This window comes from Kitasatospora sp. NPDC048540 (genome assembly GCF_040651175.1).
Taxonomy (GTDB): Bacteria; Actinomycetota; Actinomycetes; order Streptomycetales; family Streptomycetaceae; genus Kitasatospora.
Genome location: NZ_JBEZIR010000001.1, coordinates 268,328 through 285,835, shown reverse-complemented (window position 1 = coordinate 285,835; position 17,508 = coordinate 268,328). Strand labels below are relative to the sequence as shown.

Below are 17,508 nucleotides of genomic sequence, written 5' to 3'. Positions count from 1 at the left end.
GGACGGGCACCTCACACGGGAGCCCGGTGCACCGGGCTGAGAGGCGGGCTGGTGCGGCCTGCGACCGTCCGAACCTGATCCGGGTCATGCCGGCGAAGGGAGTTACCGACTTTGGCACGGACATCTGTGGCCGGGACGCCGTCGGCGCGCACGCCCGACGTGCTGGTGATCGGCGGCGGGATCATCGGCCTGGGCGTGGCCTGGCGGACGGCGCAGCGCGGACTGGCGGTGGCGGTCGTCGACCCGGCGCCGGGCGGCGGGGCGGCGCAGGTCGCGGCCGGGATGCTGGCGCCGGTCACGGAGCTGCAGTACGGCGAGGAGCCGCTGCTGCGCCTCGGGATGGCGTCCAACGAGCGGTACGCCGGCTTCACGGCGGAGCTGACCGCCGCCACCGGCCTGGACACCGGCTACCGGCGGACCGGCACGCTGGCGGTGGCGCTGGACTCCGACGACCGCGAGGAGCTGCGCGAGCTGCTCGCCTTCCACCAGCGGCTCGGCCTGGAGTCGCACTGGCTGACCGGCCGCGAGTGCCGCAAGCTCGAGCCGATGCTGGCCCCGGGGGTGCGCGGCGGCCTCCAGGTGACGGGCGATCACCAGGTGGACGGCCGGCGGCTGGCGAAGGCCCTGCTGGCCGCGTGCGAACGCGAGGGCGTGGTGCTGCACCGGTCCGAGGCCGCCGCGCTGCTGGTCGAGGACGGCCGGGCCACCGGGGTCCGGCTGGCCGACGGCTCCTGGCTCACCGCCGGGCAGCTGGTGCTGGCGGCGGGCTGCCGCAGCCACCTGCTGCCGGGCCTGCCCGCCGGGGTGCTGCCGCCGGTGCGCCCGGTCAAGGGCCAGGTGCTGCGGCTGCGGATCCCAGAGCCGTACGCGCCGTTCCTGTCCCGCAACGTGCGGGCCGTGGTGCGCGGGCAGCACATCTACCTGGTGCCGCGGGCCGACGGCGAGCTGGTGATCGGGGCGACCAGCGAGGAGCTGGGCCACGACACCACCGTCACCGCCGGCGGGGTGTACGAGCTGCTGCGCGACGCCCACGAGCTGATCCCCGGCATCACCGAGCTGCCGCTGGCGGAGACCGGTGCCGGGCTGCGGCCCGGCTCGCCCGACAACGCCCCGCTGCTCGGCCCGACCGCGCTGCCCGGCCTCACCGCCGCCACCGGCCACTACCGCAACGGCGTGCTGCTCACCCCGGTGACCGCCGATCTGATCGCCGAGCAGCTGGCCACCGGTGTGCTGCCCGAACTCGCCGCCCCCTTCTCCCCCAGCCGCTTCACCGCAGAGGTCCCGTCATGAACCAGATTCCGCTCACCGTCAACGGCGAGCCCCGCGAGCTGCCCGCCTCGACCACGCTGGCCGAGGTGGTGGCCCAGCTGAGCAAGGCGCCCTCGGGGGTGGCCGCGGCGCTCAACGAGACGGTGGTGCCGCGCGGGTCGTGGCCCGCGACGGTGCTGAGCGCCGGCGACCGGGTGGAGATCCTCACCGCCGTCCAGGGCGGCTGAGCACCGTGGCGGACGACGTTCTCACCATCGCCGGGACGGCCTTCACCTCCCGGCTGATCATGGGCACCGGCGGCGCCCCCAGCCTGGACGTGCTGGAGCAGGCGCTGCTGGTCTCCGGGACCGAACTGACCACGGTCGCGATGCGCCGCGTCGACCCCGGCACCCAGGGGTCGGTGCTCGACGTGCTGACCCGCAACGGCATCCGGGTGCTGCCCAACACGGCCGGCTGCTTCACCGCCGGGGAGGCGGTGCTGACCGCCCGGCTGGCCCGCGAGGCGCTCGGCACCGACTGGGTGAAGCTGGAGGTGATCGCGGACGAGCGGACCCTGCTGCCCGACCCGATCGAGCTGCTGGACGCCGCCGAGACCCTGGTCGACGACGGCTTCACGGTGCTGCCGTACACCAACGACGACCCGGTGCTGGCCCGCAAGCTGGAGGACGTGGGCTGCGCGGCGATCATGCCGCTGGGCTCGCCGATCGGCTCCGGCCTCGGGATCCGCAACCCGCACAACTTCCAGCTGATCGTGGAGAACGCGGGCGTCCCGGTGGTGCTGGACGCGGGCGCCGGCACCGCCTCCGACGTGGCACTGGCGATGGAGCTGGGCTGCGCCGCGGTGATGCTGGCCTCCGCGGTGACCCGGGCCCAGGACCCGGTGCTGATGGCCGAGGCGATGCGCCGGGGCGTGGAGGCCGGGCGGCTCGCCCACCGGGCCGGGCGGATCCCGCGCCGGTTCCACGCCGAGGCCTCCTCGGCGATGGCCGGCCGGGCCGAACTGGACGTGCGGGAGCGCCCGGCGTTCTGACCGGGTCTCAACTTCGGCACAGACCGGCCCGTGACGGGCGGGCCCCGGGCCCGCCCGGGGCCTGCGCCTCTACACTCCTCTGGTGGACATGACGCTGCGCGACCCCCTGATCGGAACGCTGCTCGACGGCCGGTACCGGATCGAGCAGCGGGTCGCCTCCGGTGGGATGTCCACGGTCTACCGGGGGCTGGACACCCGGCTGGACCGGGTGGTGGCGCTGAAGGTGATGCACCCGTCGCTGGTCGGCGACAGCGACTTCACGGCCCGGTTCATCCGCGAGGCCAAGGCCATCGCCCGGCTGGCCCACCCCAACGTGGTCAACGTCTTCGACCAGGGCGCCGACGGCCAGACCGTCTTCCTGGCGATGGAGTACGTGCCCGGCTCCAACCTGCGGGACGTGCTGCGCGACCGGGGCGCGCTGTCGGTGCGGGCCGCGCTGGACGTGATGGAGCCGATCCTGGCCGCACTCGGCGCCGCCCACCGGGCCGGCCTGGTGCACCGGGACATCAAGCCGGAGAACGTCCTGATCACCGAGGGCGGCATGGTCAAGGTCGCCGACTTCGGCCTGGTCCGGCTGCTCTCCGGGGCCGGCGGCGAGGTCACCAGCACCACCGAGGCGGGCACCGTGCTCGGCACCGTCTCGTACCTGGCGCCGGAGCAGATCCGGCAGGCCCCGACCGACCAGCGGGTCGACGTGTACGCGGCCGGCATCCTGCTGTACGAGCTGCTCACCGGCACCAAGCCGCACTCCGGCGAGCACCCCGCCCAGGTGATGTACCAGCACCTGCACGAGCGGGTCCCGGCGCCCTCGCTGTCCGCCCCGGCGGTGGGCCCGGAGCTGGACGCGATAGTGGCCGCCGCGACCGCCCAGGACCCCGAGGCCCGGCCGTGGGACGCGGTGGAGCTGCTGGCCACCCTGCAGCGGGCCCGGCGCACGCTGAGCCAGGCCCAGCTGGACGCCGAACCGCCGGCCTCCTCCCGGCTGACCCCGCAGTACTCGACCGGCGAGGTCACCTCGGTGATCTCGCCGCCGGTGGAGCGGACCAGCGTGCTGGAGGTGCCGCCGGACCTGCTGCCGCCGCGCCCGCCGGTGGACGAGCCCGCCTCGCACCACACCGTTCAGCTGCGCCGGGTCCGCCCGCCGCGCCCGCGCCGCTCGCGCAAGCCGTTCGTCTGGGCGGGCGTGATCGCGGCCCTGCTGGCGGCCGTCGGCCTGACTACCTACCTGCTGTCGGGCGCGGTGTACACCACGGTGCCCGCCGTGCTGGGGCAGTCCCAGGCGCAGGCCCAGGCGACGCTCGACAAGGCCGGGCTGCACGGCACGTACGTCCAGGAGTTCAGCGAGTCGGTGCAGGCCGGGCAGGTGATCTCGACCGACCCCGGGGTCGGGCAGCGGGCCCGCAAGAGCGACTCGGTGCGGGTCGTGCTCTCCCGGGGCCCGGAGCGGGTCCAGGTGCCGGAGATCGCCGGCAAGCCGCTGGAGGCGGCGCGCAAGGCGCTCACCGACGCCCGGCTGACCCCGGGCACGGTGACCGAGGCGTTCGACGACGCGGTGCCCAAGGGTTCGGTGATCAGTGCCTCCCCGGCGGCGGGCGGGCAGCTCGCGGTGGGTGCGCCGGTGGCGCTGGTGGTCAGCAAGGGCCAGGTCCCGGTGCCGAACGTGGTCGGGATGGACAAGGACGCGGCCACCAAGGCGCTCACCGATGCCGGGTTCAAGGTGCAGACCGCGGGCCTCAACCTGTTCGGTACCGGCAAGGTCTCCTCGCAGACCCCGCCGGCCGGCCAGCCCCGCCCGCAGGGCACCGTGGTGACGATCTCCTTCAGCCTGTTCTAGGCCGCGCTGTTCTAGGCCGCGCGGCCGGGGAGCGGGCTCAGCGCAGCGGCCCGTCGCCGGGCTCCTCCTGGTACGAGTAGCGCTGCTCGGCCCAGGGGTCGGCGAGGTTGTGGTAGCCGCGCTCCTCCCAGAAGCCGCGCCGGTCGGCCCGCATGTACTCGACCGCGCGGACCCACTTGGGCCCCTTCCAGGCGTACAGGTGCGGCACCACCAGCCGGACCGGGAAGCCGTGCTCCAGGGTGAGCGGCTCGTCGTTGTGGTGGGTGGCGAAGACGGTGCCGGGGTCGGCGAAGTCGGCCAGCCGCAGGTTGGCACTGTACCCGTACTCGGCCCAGACCATCACATGGGTGACGCCGGCGGCCGGCGGGACCAGGTCGAGGACGGTCTTGGCGGCGACCCCGCCCCACTCGTTGCCGAGCATCGAGAAGCGGGTCACGCAGTGCAGGTCGCCGCGGACGGTGACCCGGGGCAGGGCGTGGAAGGCGGTGAAGTCCCAGCTGTGCTTCTCGGCGGAGGCGGTCGCGCCGAACACCTGGAAGTCCCAGCTCTGCGGTTTGAAGCGGGGCACCGGTCCGTAGTGCAGCACCGGCCAGCCGCGCTGCAGCCGCTGGCCCGGGGGGATCCGCGGGTCAGACGGCTGAGGCTGTTCCGGTTGGTGCTGACCCATCTCTCCATGGTGACAGACGGCGGGCGCCGCACCTCGCGCGCCCCTCGCGCACGCCCCCCCGATTGGCTGATATCGGACAATACGACACATGTCCGAGTGAGTGTGAACTTACTGGAATTACCGGCCGCAAGGGTGCCACGATGCCACCAACCGCGGTAGCGCGTGCGACGCATGGGACAAGGAAGGCACCGCCATGAAGGGCGACCCCGAGGTCATCGAATTCCTCAACGAGCAGCTCACCGCCGAGCTGACCGCGATCAACCAGTACTTCCTGCACGCGAAGATGCAGGAGAACAACGGCTGGACCAAGCTCGCCAAGTACACCCGGCACGAGTCCTTCGACGAGATGAAGCACGCCGAGACGCTCACCGACCGGATCCTGTTCCTCGACGGCCTGCCCAACTACCAGCGGCTGTTCCACGTCCGGATCGGGCAGACCGTGAAGGAGATGTTCGAGGCCGACCGGCAGGTCGAGGTCGAGGCGATCGACCGGCTGCGCCGGGGCATCGTGGTGATGCGCGCCAAGAACGACGTCACCTCGGCCAACATCTTCGAGGACATCCTGGCCGACGAGGAACACCACATCGACTACCTCGACACCCAGCTCGAACTGCTGGAGAAGCTCGGCGAGCCGCTCTACCTGGCCCAGCTGATCGAGCAGCCGGAGTCCTGACCCGCCCCCGCCCCTAGGGCGCTACGCCGCCAGCGGCGCGGAGTCCGGCTCGGCGAGCCCCAGCCGGGCCGCCAGCCTGGATGTCGGGCACGGGCGCGCACCGTGCTCCCCGAGCAGGGCCTGGATCCGCCGCACGCAGGAACCGCAGTCGGTGCCGGCCTTGCAGCCCTTGGCGATCTGGCGCGGAGTGACGGCGCCGGCCTCGATCTCGTCCTTCACCTGGGCCTCGGTGACCGCATGGCACATGCAGACGTACATCGCGGTCTCTCCCGGTGGTGCTGGCGGTGCTGGACGGTGCCGACGGTACGGCGAGCAAGATCAGCAAAGCCTTGCCTTACCTCGCTAAGCCTTACCTTACCCGGCGATCGGTGCAGGAAAAAGCCCCTCCCCGCTCGGATCGTCCGAGCGGGGAGGGGCCTTCGTCACACCGGCGCGCCCTGGCGCCGTCGGCAGGCTCAGTGGCTGCGGTACATCTCCGCCACCAGGAACGCCAGGTCCAGCGACTGGCTGCGGTTGAGCCGCGGGTCGCAGGCCGTCTCGTAGCGCTGGTGCAGGTCGTCCTCGAACACCTCGTCGCCGCCGCCGACGCACTCGGTGACGTCGTCACCGGTCAGCTCGACGTGGATGCCGCCCGGGTGGGTGCCGAGCGCGCGGTGCACCTCAAAGAAGCCCTTGACCTCGTCGAGCACGTCGTCGAAGCGGCGGGTCTTGTGGCCGGTCTCGGCCTCGTAGGTGTTGCCGTGCATCGGGTCGCAGATCCAGACCACCTGGGCACCGGTGGCGGTGACCTTCTCGACCAGGTCGGGCAGGTGATCGCGGACCTTGCCCGCACCCATCCGGGTGATGAAGGTGAGGCGGCCCGGCTCGCGGTCCGGGTCGAGGCGGTCGATCAGGGTGAGCGCCTCGTCGACCGTGGTGGTCGGGCCGAGCTTGACCCCGATCGGGTTGCGGATCTTCGAGGCGAACTCGATGTGCGCGTGGTCCAGCTGCCTGGTCCGCTCGCCGATCCAGACCATGTGGCCGGAGACGTCGTACAGGTGGCCGGTGCGCGAGTCCGTCCGGGTCAGGGCGGTCTCGTAGTCCAGGATCAGCGCCTCGTGCGAGGAGAAGAACTCGACCGTCTTGAACTCCTCGGGGGCGACCCCGCAGGCGTTCATGAAGGCCAGCGCGTTGTCGATCTCGCGGGCCAGCTTCTCGTACCGCTGCCCGGCCGGCGAGTTGCGCACGAAGTCCTGGTTCCAGGCGTGCACCTGGCGCAGGTCGGCGTAGCCACCGGTGGTGAAGGCACGGACCAGGTTGAGCGTCGCCGCGGACGCGTTGTACATCCGCTTCAGGCGCTCCGGGTCCGGGATCCGGGACTCCGGGGTGAACTCGAAGCCGTTCACCGAGTCGCCGCGGTAGACCGGCAGGGTCACACCGTCGCGGGTCTCGGTCGACTTGGAGCGGGGCTTGGAGTACTGCCCGGCGATCCGGCCGACCTTCACGACCGGCACCGAGGCCGCGTACGTGAGCACGGCGGCCATCTGCAGCAGGGTCTTCAGCTTGTTGCGGATCTGCTCGGCCGAGACCCCGTCGAACGCCTCGGCGCAGTCACCGCCCTGCAGCAGGAAGGCCTCACCGCGCGCGACGGCACCGAGCCTGGCGCGCAGCTGGTCGCACTCGCCGGCGAAGACGAGCGGCGGATACGAGGCGAGGTCCGCAAGGGTCTTGCGCAGTGCCTCTTGGTCCGGCCATTCAGGCTGCTGCGCCGCGGGCAGGGACTGCCAGGAGTGGCCAGTCCTCGATGTCTCAGTCGTCACGGTCACAGGATCAAGGCTACGGGGTGCGACAACCGGATTGTGACGACCGACCGCTGGGTGAGACATCTGCTGGACATTTCGGTGATCGGGTTCACACCCCCGGCCCATCGGTTACGCTCGTGCCCATGAACGCGCCGCACACCCTCTGCTGGTGGTGGACCAACCCCTCGGGTGGTCCACGAATCGCGCGTCCCTGAGACGACACGACGGCCGCCCCCCGGGGCGGCCGTCGGCGTATCGAGGCTCTGACGGCCCTCCCGGACAGCGGACCGGAGCACAGCTCCCCGCCCACCCTCCCGGAAGGACAGCCGCACCCGTGACCACCACCGGCCCCGCCGCCCTGCTCGCCCGTCTCACCTCCCCCGGCGCCCCCGCCTTCGCGGTGCTGCACCGCCGCACCCCCAGGCTCGCGCCGGACACCGTCGAGGTACTGCTGGGCACCGTCGGCAGCCACGACACGCTGGCCGACCTGCCGGTGCGCACCGGCCTGCCCGCCGACGGGCCGCGCCACGACCTGCTCGCCCTGGTCCCGTACCGGCAGATCCGCGAACGCGGCTTCGAGGTGCACGACGACGCCACCCCGCTGCAGGCGCTCGCCGTCGAGGAGCAGTACGCCTTCCCGCTGGCCGACCTGCTCGCCGCGCTGCCGCAGCAGCCGGTCCGGCTGGAGGGCGGCGGCTTCGACATCGACGACGAGGAGTACGCCGGCATCGTCCGCCGGGTGATCGAGGACGAGATCGGCAACGGCGAGGGCGCCAACTTCGTCATCCGGCGCGACTTCCGCGCCCGCCTCGACGGCTTCACCACCGGCACCGCGCTCACGCTGCTGCGCCGGCTGCTGGAGCAGGAGCGCGGCGCGTACTGGACCTTCCTGGTGCACACCGGCGACCGGGTGCTGGTCGGCGCCTCGCCGGAGGTCCACGTCCGGCAGTCCGGCGGCACGGTGGTGATGAACCCGATCTCCGGCACCTACCGCTATCCGGCCGGCGGCTCCGACCTCGACTCGCTGCTCGCCTTCCTGCACGACCCCAAGGAGCTGGAGGAACTCACCATGGTGGTCGACGAGGAGCTCAAGATGATGTGCACCGTCGGCGACCTCGGCGGCCAGGTGCTCGGCCCCCGGCTCAAGGAGATGGCGCACCTCGCGCACACCGAGTACGAGCTGCGCGGGCGCACCTCGCTGGACGTCCGGGAGGTGCTGAAGGAGACCATGTTCGCGGCCACCGTCACCGGCAGCCCGGTGCAGAACGCCACCCGGGTGATCAAGCGGTACGAGCACGGCGGGCGCGGCTACTACTCCGGTGCGCTGGCCCTGATCGGCCGCGGCGCCAGCGGCGGACAGCAGCTGGACTCCCCGATCTGCATCCGGACCGCGGACGTCGACCCCGCCACCGGCGAGCTGGTGGTCCGGGTCGGCGCGACCCTGGTCCGGCACTCCGACCCGTACTCCGAGGTGGCCGAGACCCACGCCAAGGCTGCGGGGGTGCTCGCCGCGATCGGCGCCCGCCCGGGGCCGGCGCGCAGCGGCGGCACGGTCGACGGCGGTGGCGGCGCGGCCGGCGGAGGGGCCCGCCGACTGGCCGACGACCACCGGGTGCAGGCCGCGCTGGACGCCCGGCGCGCCGGGCTGGCGCCGTTCTGGCTGCGGATGCAGCAGCCCGCCGCGCCCGTGGAGGGTCCGCACACCCTGGTGGTGGACGGCGAGGACACCTTCACCTCGATGCTCTCCCACCTGCTCGGCTCGCTCGGCCACCGGGTCACCGTGCTCCGGTACGACACCCCGGGCCTGCGCGCGCTGGCGGCCGCGCACCGCGGCCCGCTGGTGCTCGGCCCCGGACCGGGCGACCCCGCGGACCCGGCCGACCCCAAGATGGCGCTGCTGCGGCCGATCGCCGCCGACGCGCTGGCCGCCGCCCGCTCCGGCAGCCGCGGCGCGCCACTGCTCGCGGTCTGCCTCAGCCACCAGCTGATCGCCCATCAGCTCGGCCTGCCACTGGTCCGCAAGGGCGTCCCCTACCAGGGGGCCCAGGAGAGCATCGACCTGTTCGGCACCCGGCGCACCGTCGGCTTCTACAGTACCTTCACCGCCCGCTGCACCGACGCCGAGGCGGCCCGCCTCGCGCTGGACTCCGTCGAGCTCTCCCGCGACCCGCTGACCGGCGACGTCCACGCGCTGCGCGGCCCGGGCTTCGCCACCCTCCAGTTCCACCCGGAGTCGGTCCTCACCCGCGAGGGCGTCGACATCGTCGCGGGACTGCTGCGGGCGGGAGCCGGCGTGGCCACCGGCTGATAATCCGTCAAGAATCTTCTCGGGATGCGACATTGGCGAGAGTCGCCAATGCCGCCGCCTTCACTCGCCAAATGTGACACCGAGTCGCACATTGCCGAGAATTTGACCACAGTTGACCACCTCTTTGACCTATTTGGCACATCTCGCCACCCTTGATCCAATACAGACTGTCACGCTCAGCAATACCGCTTTGACACCCAGTTCGGCCGTCGGCGAAGCTCCACGAGCCTGCATTAAAAGATCTTAAGAATTTGGAACTGGGGCACAGTGGCACATACAGAGTGGAGGCGGTCCGCACGCAGCTGGCTGGCCGCCGCGGTGGCCGTAGGGGCACTCGTCGGTGCGGGGAACACTCCGGCGGTGGCGGCAACGGCCGCCGCCGGGGCTCCCGCCAACCCGGCGCCGTCGGGGCCGGCCAAGGACAGCTCACCACCACGTCAGAGCTTCTCAAGGTGAACCGAATGCACCCAAAGACCAATCTTTCACTCCTGGTGGCCGCCCTCGCCACTGTCTTCGCAAGCTGCGCTTGCGACCCGATCGGCCAGAAGGCCGAAGCTCCGGTCTGTGCGAATTCCGTCCCTGACACGGCAGCGGCACTGTACTCAGTGCGGGGTCCGGCCGGGGTTGGGTCGATGACGTTCTGCGAAGCGGTGGTGTCGGGGGACAAGCAGGCGGTCCTGGAATTCGAGGCGACGCCCGACATCACCACTGGATTCCTTACTTCTGTCGGGATGGATCGGGAGAAGTTCCAGCGGGACGAAGCCGGGCCGGCCGCGCTGCGCTCCACCGACACGCCGCTCACGATGCACTTCCACGATCCCGCGAACTTCACCATGGCGCCCCATGCGGTCGAGCCGACGGTCGGCCAGTGCCTGGTCGACTACGTGGTCGTGCTGGAGGACCTCGGACCGAAGGAGGGTGTTCACATGGCCATGACCTGCACGACCTGACCCGGTGACGGGTTGGCCGCGCCCGGACCGCGATTTCCCGGTCCGGGCGCGGCCGTCCGCGGTCAGCGCAGGTCGTCGTCCAGCCCCTGTTCGATGGCGTAGCGGACCAGTTCGACGCGGTTGTGGAGCTGGAGCTTGCCGAGGGTGTTCTGGACGTGGTTCTGCACGGTGCGGTGCGAGAGCACCAGCCGCTCGGCGATCTGACGGTACGACAGGCCCTTGGCCACCAGCCGCAGGACCTCGGTCTCCCGGGCGGTCAGCTGCGGGGCCGCGGGCGAGGCCGGGGCGGCCGGCTCGGCGGCCAGGCGGCGGAACTCGCCGAGGACCAGGCCGGCCAGGCCCGGGGTGAAGACCGGGTCGCCGGCGGCGGTGCGGCGGACGGCGTCGATCAGTTCCTCGCGGCCGGCGGACTTCACCAGGTACCCGGTCGCGCCGGACTTCACGGCCTCCAGCACGTCGGCGTGCTCGCCGCTGGCCGAGAGGACCAGCACCCGCAGCGCCGGGTCGTGCCCCACCACCTGGCGGCACACCTCCACCCCGGGCAGGCTCGGCAGGTTGAGGTCGAGCACCAGCACCTGCGGCTGCGCCGCGCGGGCGCGCCGGACCGCCTCCTCGCCGTCGCCGGCGGTGGCGACCAGCGCGAACCCGGCCTCCGCGAGGTCCCGGGAGACCGCCTCCCGCCACATCGGATGGTCGTCGACCACCATCACCCGTACCGGTGGCTGCTGCTGGTCCGACATCAGTTCCCCTTCCTGGGCACCCGGAGTTCCACCTCCAGGCCCTCCCCCGGTGCCGAGTACAGCTCGGCGCTGCCCCCGAGGTCCAGCAGCCGTCCGCGGATCGACTGCGAGACGCCCATCCGCCCGGCCCGTTCGGCCTCGGCGAGGCGGCCCGCCAGCAGGCCGGGGCCGTCGTCGCGGACCGAGACGGTGACCGCGTCGGGCTCGTCCTCGACCAGGATCCAGGCCCGCGCGGCGGGGCCCGCGTGCTTGCGGACGTTGTCGACGGCGGCGCCGACCGCGGCGGCGAGTTCCCCGGCCACCGGACCGGGCAGCAGCACCGCCGTACCGGGGGCCGAGACGGTGATCCGCTCGTCCGCGTACGGTGCGAGGAGCTGCCGCAGGTCGAGTTCGGCGGCGGCGGTGCCGGCCGCGGGCAGCGGGGCGCCGCTCATCAGGGCGCGCAGGGCGCGTTCCTGCTCGCCGGCCAGCCGGCCGAGCTCGCCCAGGCCGCCCGGGCCGGCCGGGTCGGCCGGGTCGGCCGGGTCGGCCCGGTCGCCCTGGCGCTGGACCAGGGCGAGCACCTGTAGCACGCCGTCGTGGATGTCCCTGGCGAGCCGTTCGCGTTCCCGGGTGGCGGCCTCGACCTGTAGGGCCCGGGTGAGGACGGCCTCGCTGGCGCGGGCGAGTTCGATCACGTAGCCGACGGCGCAGCCGGCCATCAGCAGCAGCACGATGTTGTGCAAGTTGTCCGGGGTGACGCCGCCGTGGCCGCCGATGTTGGCGAGGCCGATCACCGTGGCGAAGAGCGCGGCGGGCCGCCAGCCCCCCTTGCAGGCGGCGCCGAGGACGGTGCCGCAGGCCCAGATGGTGGGCAGGGTGAGCGCGCCGGCCCGGATCCGCTCCGGAGTGTCGACGTAGCCGCTGAGCAGGACGCCGGTGACCACCACCGCGAGATCGGTGCCGAGCACCGCCCAGGTGCAGCGCAGCGGGTTGGCGAAGGCCCGGGAGGTGGCGAGCGTCCAGAGGGTGAGCGCGCCGAGGTAGATCCAGCCGGCCACCGGGTGCCGGACGTCCAGGTACGCGTTGAAGAACCGCACCACCGCGTACGCCAGGGCCATCACCCGGAAGTAGGAGATGGCCCGCCAGAGCGGGAGTTCGACGGACATCCCGCCGGCGCCGAGGCTGCCGCGCAGGGGCGCGGCGAGCGCCCGGGCGACACCGACCGGGCCGGACAGGCCGACCGGACCGGCCGGGCCCGGCAGGTCGACCGGGTCGGACGGGCCGACCGCGGCCCGGGTGTCCGGTGCGTCCTGCCGGACCGGCACCGGGCCGGAGGAGTCCAGCTCCGCCATCTCCCCCCCTGCTCCCGGGCTACTTGCCGCCGGTCTCGTCCCGATGGTCGGCGGCGCCCTCGGTGGCGGCGGTCCCGGCGGCGTCGGCCTCCGAGGCTGCGGTCTCGGCGGCGGCCTCGGCGGCGGCCTTCTCGGCCTCCTTCTCCGCCTTCTGGGCGGCCTTGTGCTCCGCGGCCTCGGCCTTCTGGACGGCCTTGCGCTCGGCGTCGGCGCGCTTCTTGTCCTCGGTGAGCTGCCGCTTGGCCGCCGTCGCGTAGATGTCGACGTACTCCTGGCCGGAGAGCCGCATGATCTCGTACATCACCTCGTCCGTCACCGAACGCAGGATGAAGCGGTCGTTCTCCATGCCCTGGTAGCGGGAGAAGTCCAGCGGGCGGCCGATCCGGATGCCGGGGCGGATGCCGAAGTTGGGGACCACCTGGCCGGGCGGCTGCACCTTCTCGGTGTTGATCATCGCGACCGGGATCACCGGCGCACCGGTGGCCAGCGCGACCCGGGCGAGGCCACCGACCTTGCCGCGGTACAGCTTGCCGTCGGGCGAGCGGGTGCCCTCGGGGTAGACCCCGAAGACCTCGCCGCGCTCGATCACCGCGATGCCGCTGCGGATCGCCGCCTCGCCCGCGCCGCGGGCGCCGGAGCGGTCCACCGGGAGCTGGCCGACGCCCTTGAAGAAGGCCGCGGTGAGCCGGCCCTTGAGGCCGGGGGTGGTGAAGTACTCCGCCTTCGCGATGAAGGTGACCCGGCGCTTGAGCAGCGCGGGCAGGAAGAAGGAGTCGGAGAAGGAGAGGTGGTTGCTGGCGAGGATCGCGGGCCCCTCGTCGGGGATGTTCTCCTCGCCCTCCATCCAGGGCCGGAAGAAGATCCGCAGCAGCGGTGCGACGATCATCTTCATCAGTCGGTAGAACAACCCGGGCCTCCTGTTATGCGGACCGGTCGATCCTAATGCCCCCGGGTGTCGGCTCAGTACCGGCGGGGCCGTCGGAGCGGCCCGGGCGGGCGGCACGGGCACGGGGACACCGGCGCGGGGACACGGGCGGGCGGGGCGGCCGGAAGGTTTCGCGCGGCCCCGGCGTTGCCCCTGACGTCCCCGGTGCCCGGCGCCGGGTACGCCCTGTACGGGGCCGCCCGGTCGTGGGACGATCGGCCGACCTCCGTCCCCCGCCCACGAAGGAGTCCGCAGATGCCGTCACCGCTGCCCGGTGCCGAACCCTTCCGCCACCAGGGCGGCCCGGTCGGAGTCCTGCTCGTGCACGGCTTCACCGGCTCACCGCAGTCGATGCGCCCGTGGGCCGAGCACCTCGCGGCGGCCGGCCTGACCGTGTCGGTACCGCTGCTGCCTGGCCACGGCACCCGCTGGCAGGACATGCAGCTGACCCGCTGGGAGGACTGGTACGCCGAGGCCGAGCGGGAGTTGGCAGGGCTGCTCGAGGAGTGCGAGCAGGTCTTCGTCTGCGCGCTCTCGATGGGCGGCGCGCTGGCGCTGCGGCTGGCCTCCCGGCACCGGTCGAAGATCTCCGGGCTGGTGCTCGTCAACCCGTCCGTGCGCTCGGACAACCCCGCGAGTGTGCTGTTGCCGGTGCTGCGTCACGTGGTGCCGAGCCTGCCCGGGGTGGCCAACGACATCGCCCTGGAGGGCTCCACCGAGCTCGGCTACGACCGGACCCCGCTGCACGCCGCCTGGTCGCTGTCGCGGCTGTGGAAGGACGTGCAGTCGGTGCTGCCCGAGGTCGAGCAGCCGGTGCTGCTGCTGCACAGCCCGCAGGACCACGTGGTCTCGCCGGCCAACTCGGAACTGGTGCTCGCCCGGATATCCTCGACGGACGTGACCGAGCTGCTCCTTGAGCGCAGCTACCACGTGGCGACGCTGGACCACGACGCCGGGCTGATCTTCGAGGCGAGCCTCGACTTCATCCGGCGGCTGGCACCGGTGGCGACCGTCGATGCCGACAACCACTCGGGCTGAAGGGCCGGCAGTGCACGAGACCAACAAGGCGGGCGGCGACGAGGAGCTGCCCCGGGGCGCCGCGGACGATCCCACCGGCCCCATCGGCCCCGCTGGCCCCACCGGCCGGACCGGGCCCGGCGAGGGTGCGGACGCCGCGGAGGCCGTCCGCCGTCCGGCGGGTGGCAGCCAGGCCGAGCAGGACGCGATCTTCGCCGCCCTGGTGGCGCAGTTCGACGACCCGGTGGACCTCACCGATCCGCAGTGGCCGGAGATCGAGAACCTGCGGGCGACCCGCCAGGACCCGGCCGCCGGACTGCCGCACGAGCTGGCACCGCAGCCCCGCCCCCGGCGCAGCGAACCGGGCCCGCGCGACTACACGGCCGCCGAGGACCCGGACGAGGGCCACTTCGTCCCGCCGGAGCCGCCGCCGCTGCCGCCGGCGGACACCACGGCAAAGTTCGCCTGGATGGCCGTGCTGGGCGGGCCTGCCCTGCTGCTGTTCGACGCGCTGGTCTGGCGGGAGGTCTCCGGCTGGCCCGCCTGGGTGGGGGTCGCCGCCTTCCTGGGCGGCTTCGCCACGCTGGTCGCGCGGATGAAGGACCGGGACGACGACGAGCCCGAGGACCCGACCGGCGGTGCGGTGGTCTGAGCGGGCGGCGCGGGGGTCCGAGGGCGGCGCGGGGGTCCGAGGGCGGCGCTCGGCCGTCCTCGGCGGGGCGGCCGCGCCCGCTGCGCGGCTCAGGCCGTCGGCAGGGTGCCGGACCGGCCGCCGAGGTACCGGGAGATCTTCGCGAGCGCGAACACGACGGCCGCCGCGCAGGCCACCGCCGCCCAGGCGGGCAGCAGCAGGGCGGCGGGCAGCAGGGCTCCGAGGGTGAGCAGCACGCAGGGCAGGTACCAGCCGAGGACGGTCCGGGCGGTGTCGCCGTAGCGCAGGGCGATCGCGGCGTTGGCGGTGTAGAAGGCGAGGACGCCGCCGCACAGCGCCCAGCAGGCGCCGGTCGGCAGGTGGTGGTCCGGTTCGGCGACGGCCGTACCGAGCGCCGCCGCGATCACGGTGATGCCGGAGACCAGCAGGAACGGCAGGTACATCACGGTGTCGCGGACCGCCCGGGTGGCGCCGCCGGCCTGGGCCCGGTCCAGGCCGCGGGCGGCGTTGGCGGTACCCCAGTAGAAGAAGATCAACGCCAGTTCGGCGACCACCACGAACCCGGCGAGCGCGGCGAGGGCGGAGGCGGCGGTGAAGTGGTCGGCCAGCGTGGCCACCACGGTGAACACGCTCTCGCCGAGCACGATCACCACGAACAGGCCGATCCGCTCGACTAGGTGCTCGGTCGACAGCCGCCCGTAGAAGTCCTCGGTGAGACCGGTCCGGACCGCGAGCAGCACCACCTCCAGGGCGATCGCCGCTCCCCACAGCACGAACCGGCCCGGCCCCGGCACCGCCGCCGACACCGCCCAGAGCGCGGCCGGGACCAGGCAGTACGACACCGGGCGCCACAGCGGCAGCGCGTTGTCGCGGCGCCGTGCCTGGCCGAACCAGATCAGGAAGAACACCAGCCGGACCCAGGCCGCGCCGAGCGCGTACGCCCACGCCCGGGTGCCGAGGCCGTCCGGCGCGGCGGCGGCCATCAGTCCGAGCCCCGGCATCGCGCAGAGCAGCATCGCCTGCGCCCCGGGGCGCGCCGAGCCGAAGACGTTGACGGTCACCATCAGATTGGCCCAGGCCCACCAGGCCGGGAAGAACAGCACCACGAAGGTGCCGAAGTCACCGGCGTCCGGGTCCCCGTGCAGGGCGCGCGCCAGCACGCTCACCGTCACCACGAAGACCAGGTCGAAGAACAGCTCGAACCAGCCCGCCCGGTGGTCCGCAGCCGTCCCGGCCGCCTCCGGCGCCGTCGTCTCGCTCACGCCACCACTGTGCGCGGCGCCCGGCGCACCCGGCCTCCGGCTCGCCGGGCGGGTCGCGATCCGGCCGGGGTCCGGACGCCGCGCCTCTGCGGCCGATCCGTGCTCCGGAGCCCCCCGATCCGGTGGCTCGCCGGCGGGTGCCGTACCCACGGCCGGGTGACCCGGGCGCGGGTACGGCGCGCCTGACTCCCCCTCGGCCCGCCCGTGTCGACGCGTCCGTTGCACCGTCCGGCCCGGCGGCGGCACGACGGCACGCGGCCGGACGGGATCAGTCGTCCCCTGCTGGGGCGGCCGCCGGGACCCGGACCACCGCGAGCAGCGGCAGGTGGTCGGTGGCCGCGAGCAGGTCGGCCGGATCGAGGCCGGGCAGGTCGTGCGGCACCCCGCAGCCGAGGACGGTCAGGTCGCGGGTGGCGAAGACCGCGTCGATCCGCTGGTACGGGTTGTCCGGCACCGAGGTGTTGGTGCCGCCCCAGGGCGCGGTCGGGTGCGCGTCCTGGAAGTCGGCGGCCAGCTGCCGCCAGCCCGGGCCGTCGGGGTGCTCGTTGAAGTCGCCGGCGATCAGGCCGGGCTCCCCGGGGTCGAACTGGCCGGGCAGCAGGGCGAACTGGCGCTGCCGCTCGTCCGGGTCGAGGCTGAGGTGGCAGCTGGTGACGGCGAACGGCACCGAGCGGCCGATCCGGACCAGCGCGGTGGCGAAGCCTCGGGCGTGCAGCCCCCTGGTCTTGGGCAGCAGACGGTCCCGGGTGGCCAGGACGTCGACCCGCATCCTGCCGAGCAGCAGCGGCCCGGCAGCGACCCGGCCGCCGCCGGCGAGGATGACGGTGCCGGTCCGGCGGGCCAGCCAGGCGGCCTGCTTGGAGGGCTTCCAGTAGCGCGGCGACTCCTGGACGCAGACCAGGTCGGGCCGGCAGGCGCGGATCACCCGGGCCACCGCCTCGCGGTCGTCGCGCAGCGAACGGATGTTGTAGCTGAGCACCCTGACCCGCTGGGCGCCGTCGCTCTCGGCCCCGGACTCGGGCAGGTCGGTCACTGACGTCACGGAGCCGATGCTAGGCCCTGTGCG

The 17,508-nt window shown here is 73.2% G+C and carries 17 protein-coding genes and 1 riboswitch; of the genes, 9 read left to right on the top strand and 8 right to left on the bottom strand.

Annotated elements, in window-relative coordinates; translation table 11 throughout:
• Window positions 1–5: 5 nt before the first annotated feature.
• Window positions 6–118, top strand: a riboswitch (TPP riboswitch).
• The 4 genes from thiO (at window position 112) to pknB (ending at window position 4,133) form a co-directional block, all read left to right on the top strand.
• Window positions 112–1,290, top strand: coding sequence for a glycine oxidase ThiO (gene thiO / locus AB0D08_RS01485; protein ID WP_233289338.1), 1,179 nt, complete (start codon window positions 112–114; stop codon window positions 1,288–1,290). (Overlaps the previous riboswitch by 7 nt.)
• Entirely contained in the window at window positions 1,287–1,496 is a 210-nt protein-coding gene (gene thiS / locus AB0D08_RS01480) for a sulfur carrier protein ThiS (RefSeq protein WP_199520501.1), read from the top strand. The genes thiO and thiS overlap by 4 nt, the downstream gene beginning before the upstream one ends.
• 5 nt (window positions 1,497–1,501) lie before the next feature.
• The gene (locus AB0D08_RS01475) at window positions 1,502–2,299 is read left to right on the top strand and encodes a thiazole synthase (protein WP_033824702.1); all 798 of its coding nucleotides are present in this window, start codon (window positions 1,502–1,504) and stop codon (window positions 2,297–2,299) included.
• An 88-nt stretch (window positions 2,300–2,387) separates the two neighbouring features.
• Window positions 2,388–4,133 (top strand): Stk1 family PASTA domain-containing Ser/Thr kinase, encoded by a 1,746-nt coding sequence (pknB, locus tag AB0D08_RS01470; RefSeq protein ID WP_359885927.1) that lies wholly within the window; start codon window positions 2,388–2,390, stop codon window positions 4,131–4,133.
• Window positions 4,134–4,170: 37 nt separating this feature from the next.
• Here the strand turns inward: pknB and AB0D08_RS01465 are convergent, their stop codons facing one another.
• A complete protein-coding gene (locus tag AB0D08_RS01465; RefSeq protein WP_033824703.1) occupies window positions 4,171–4,800 on the bottom strand; it encodes a sulfite oxidase-like oxidoreductase in 630 nt (209 codons plus the stop codon).
• A gap of 193 nt (window positions 4,801–4,993) precedes the next feature.
• On the opposite strand from AB0D08_RS01465, the gene bfr reads away from it, so the two are divergent.
• Entirely contained in the window at window positions 4,994–5,473 is a 480-nt protein-coding gene (bfr, locus tag AB0D08_RS01460; RefSeq protein WP_033824704.1) for a bacterioferritin, read from the top strand.
• A 21-nt stretch (window positions 5,474–5,494) separates the two neighbouring features.
• On the opposite strand, the gene AB0D08_RS01455 is transcribed toward bfr, so the two are convergent.
• Window positions 5,495–5,731 carry a (2Fe-2S)-binding protein gene (locus AB0D08_RS01455; protein ID WP_033824705.1) on the bottom strand — a complete coding sequence of 79 codons (237 nt, stop codon included), beginning with the start codon at window positions 5,729–5,731 and terminating at the stop codon, window positions 5,495–5,497.
• Between the two features lie 197 nt (window positions 5,732–5,928).
• Window positions 5,929–7,278, bottom strand: coding sequence for a class II 3-deoxy-7-phosphoheptulonate synthase (locus tag AB0D08_RS01450; protein WP_033824706.1), 1,350 nt, complete (start codon window positions 7,276–7,278; stop codon window positions 5,929–5,931).
• Between the two features lie 310 nt (window positions 7,279–7,588).
• Here AB0D08_RS01450 and AB0D08_RS01445 point away from each other — a divergent pair, with 310 nt between their 5' ends.
• Together AB0D08_RS01445 and AB0D08_RS01440 are read left to right on the top strand one after the other, a co-directional pair.
• The gene (locus tag AB0D08_RS01445; protein ID WP_359885895.1) at window positions 7,589–9,562 is read left to right on the top strand and encodes an anthranilate synthase family protein; all 1,974 of its coding nucleotides are present in this window, start codon (window positions 7,589–7,591) and stop codon (window positions 9,560–9,562) included.
• Between the two features lie 632 nt (window positions 9,563–10,194).
• Entirely contained in the window at window positions 10,195–10,512 is a 318-nt protein-coding gene (locus AB0D08_RS01440) for a hypothetical protein (RefSeq protein ID WP_359885894.1), read from the top strand.
• Between the two features lie 62 nt (window positions 10,513–10,574).
• On the opposite strand, the gene AB0D08_RS01435 is transcribed toward AB0D08_RS01440, so the two are convergent.
• The 3 genes from AB0D08_RS01435 to AB0D08_RS01425 form a co-directional block, all read right to left on the bottom strand.
• Window positions 10,575–11,252 (bottom strand): response regulator transcription factor, encoded by a 678-nt coding sequence (locus AB0D08_RS01435; protein ID WP_359885893.1) that lies wholly within the window; start codon window positions 11,250–11,252, stop codon window positions 10,575–10,577.
• Window positions 11,252–12,400 (bottom strand): DUF5931 domain-containing protein, encoded by a 1,149-nt coding sequence (locus AB0D08_RS01430; protein WP_359885926.1) that lies wholly within the window; start codon window positions 12,398–12,400, stop codon window positions 11,252–11,254. Before AB0D08_RS01430 ends, AB0D08_RS01435 begins: the two co-directional genes overlap by 1 nt.
• A gap of 205 nt (window positions 12,401–12,605) precedes the next feature.
• Window positions 12,606–13,478, bottom strand: coding sequence for a lysophospholipid acyltransferase family protein (locus AB0D08_RS01425; RefSeq protein WP_233289368.1), 873 nt, complete (start codon window positions 13,476–13,478; stop codon window positions 12,606–12,608).
• A 288-nt stretch (window positions 13,479–13,766) separates the two neighbouring features.
• Here AB0D08_RS01425 and AB0D08_RS01420 point away from each other — a divergent pair, with 288 nt between their 5' ends.
• Window positions 13,767–14,549 (top strand): alpha/beta fold hydrolase, encoded by a 783-nt coding sequence (locus AB0D08_RS01420; RefSeq protein WP_033825049.1) that lies wholly within the window; start codon window positions 13,767–13,769, stop codon window positions 14,547–14,549.
• A 10-nt stretch (window positions 14,550–14,559) separates the two neighbouring features.
• Window positions 14,560–15,180 (top strand): hypothetical protein, encoded by a 621-nt coding sequence (locus AB0D08_RS01415; protein WP_233289367.1) that lies wholly within the window; start codon window positions 14,560–14,562, stop codon window positions 15,178–15,180.
• Between the two features lie 89 nt (window positions 15,181–15,269).
• Here AB0D08_RS01415 and AB0D08_RS01410 read toward each other — a convergent pair whose 3' ends face one another.
• Window positions 15,270–16,442 (bottom strand): low temperature requirement protein A, encoded by a 1,173-nt coding sequence (locus AB0D08_RS01410; RefSeq protein WP_359885892.1) that lies wholly within the window; start codon window positions 16,440–16,442, stop codon window positions 15,270–15,272.
• Window positions 16,443–16,710: 268 nt separating this feature from the next.
• On the bottom strand, window positions 16,711–17,484 hold the full coding sequence (locus AB0D08_RS01405) for an endonuclease/exonuclease/phosphatase family protein (protein ID WP_033825046.1): 774 nt from the start codon (window positions 17,482–17,484) through the stop codon (window positions 16,711–16,713).
• Between the last annotated feature and the right edge of the window lie 24 nt (window positions 17,485–17,508).

Excerpts from the sequence above, each read along its gene's own strand:
- AB0D08_RS01435 (WP_359885893.1), bottom strand. The coding sequence starts at position 11,252 with ATGTCGGACCAGCAGCAGCCACCGGTACGGGTGATGGTGGTCGACGAC.
- AB0D08_RS01420 (WP_033825049.1), top strand. The coding sequence starts at position 13,767 with ATGCCGTCACCGCTGCCCGGTGCCGAACCCTTCCGCCACCAGGGCGGC.
- thiS (WP_199520501.1), top strand. The coding sequence starts at position 1,287 with ATGAACCAGATTCCGCTCACCGTCAACGGCGAGCCCCGCGAGCTGCCC.
- AB0D08_RS01465 (WP_033824703.1), bottom strand. The coding sequence starts at position 4,800 with ATGGGTCAGCACCAACCGGAACAGCCTCAGCCGTCTGACCCGCGGATC.
- bfr (WP_033824704.1), top strand. The coding sequence starts at position 4,994 with ATGAAGGGCGACCCCGAGGTCATCGAATTCCTCAACGAGCAGCTCACC.
- AB0D08_RS01455 (WP_033824705.1), bottom strand. The coding sequence starts at position 5,731 with ATGTACGTCTGCATGTGCCATGCGGTCACCGAGGCCCAGGTGAAGGAC.
- AB0D08_RS01430 (WP_359885926.1), bottom strand. The coding sequence starts at position 12,400 with ATGTCCGTCGAACTCCCGCTCTGGCGGGCCATCTCCTACTTCCGGGTG.
- AB0D08_RS01440 (WP_359885894.1), top strand. The coding sequence starts at position 10,195 with ATGACGTTCTGCGAAGCGGTGGTGTCGGGGGACAAGCAGGCGGTCCTG.
- AB0D08_RS01425 (WP_233289368.1), bottom strand. The coding sequence starts at position 13,478 with ATGAAGATGATCGTCGCACCGCTGCTGCGGATCTTCTTCCGGCCCTGG.
- pknB (WP_359885927.1), top strand. The coding sequence starts at position 2,388 with ATGACGCTGCGCGACCCCCTGATCGGAACGCTGCTCGACGGCCGGTAC.